This is a genomic window from Amycolatopsis thermalba (genome assembly GCF_003385215.1).
Lineage (GTDB): Bacteria > Actinomycetota > Actinomycetes > Mycobacteriales > Pseudonocardiaceae > Amycolatopsis_E > Amycolatopsis_E thermalba.
Genome location: NZ_PQHW01000221.1, coordinates 1 through 1,115 on the forward strand (window position 1 = coordinate 1; position 1,115 = coordinate 1,115).

1 protein-coding gene is annotated in these 1,115 nt (G+C 69.3%); it reads right to left on the bottom strand.

Going from position 1 to position 1,115, the window contains the following annotated elements:
• A complete protein-coding gene (locus tag D0D15_RS35765) occupies window positions 1-1,002 on the bottom strand; it encodes an IS481 family transposase (protein WP_115945108.1) in 1,002 nt (333 codons plus the stop codon).
• Window positions 1,003-1,115 lie beyond the last annotated feature (113 nt).

Consider the following 1,115-nt stretch of genomic DNA (forward strand, 5'->3'; position numbering starts at 1 on the left):
CTAGCTGTATGAGGCCGTGACATTGGTGACGCCGGTGTGGAGCCGGGTCGCGGGTGGCTGATCTCCGGCAGCAGTGTGTGGTCGATGGTAGTTGTAGTGGATGTTCCAGATCGCTAACGCCTCGGTGCGTTCCTGCTCGCTGGTCCAGACCCGGGCGTAGAGGAACTCTTCGGCCAGGATCCGGTTGTAGCGCTCGACCTTGCCGTTGTGGCGTGGGGTGTAGGGCGTGATCCGCTGGTGGCGGGCGCCGCGTAGGACGGTGGCGAAGTCGCGGGCGCGGTAACAGGAGCCGTTGTCGGTGACCAGGCGGTGGATGTGGGTGAAGCCGTGGCGGGCGAAGAACGCCCGCGCGCGGTGGACGAACCCGATCGCCGTGCGGGCCTTCTCGTCGGGCAGGGCTTCGGTGTAGGCCAGGCGGGAGTAGCCGTCGATGGCGGAGTGCAGGTAGGTGTAGCGGGCCCGCTGACCGCGGGTCTTGCCGCGGGCGACCAGACGGTCCTGGTCGCTGCCCTTGCCGTGGACGCGCCAGCCGCCGCCGTCGGGGATCTGGCCGGTCTTCTTCACATCCAGGTGGACCATGTGCCCGGGCCAGCGGGCGATGATCCGCTGGGGCGCCCGGTTGGTGGCGCCGGTGGGATCGAGGAACCGGCGCCGGTTGAGACCCAGCTGCAGCAGGTGGCGGCCGACGGTGCGAACCGAGATGGTCACGCCTTCGGCGGCCAGCTCGGTGGCGATGCGACGGGCGGACCATTTCCGCTGTCGCCGTAGCTGCTCGATCCGGGCCACGACCTCGGCTGGGGTGGCGGTGGGATGGCGGTGCGGCACGCTCGGGCGGTCGAGCAGACCGGTCTCACCGTAGCGGCGCCAGCGGTTGACCCACTTGGAGGCGCATTGCCGCGAGATGCCCATCTCGGCGGCGACATGGGCGATCGGGCGGGTCTGGCAACGCTGCACGAGCCGGCGACGGCCCTCGACGGACAGCGGGGCATTACGGTGGTGCATGGACGGGTCTTTCTCTCGGCGGATGAGTGGGTCGCACTTCTCATCCTGCCGCCGAAAGACCCGTCCCCTCGTCTCAAGCCCCCGCAGCCGACACCAACGTCATGACCCGCAAC

Excerpts from the sequence above, each read along its gene's own strand:
- D0D15_RS35765 (WP_115945108.1), bottom strand. The coding sequence starts at position 1,002 with ATGCACCACCGTAATGCCCCGCTGTCCGTCGAGGGCCGTCGCCGGCTC.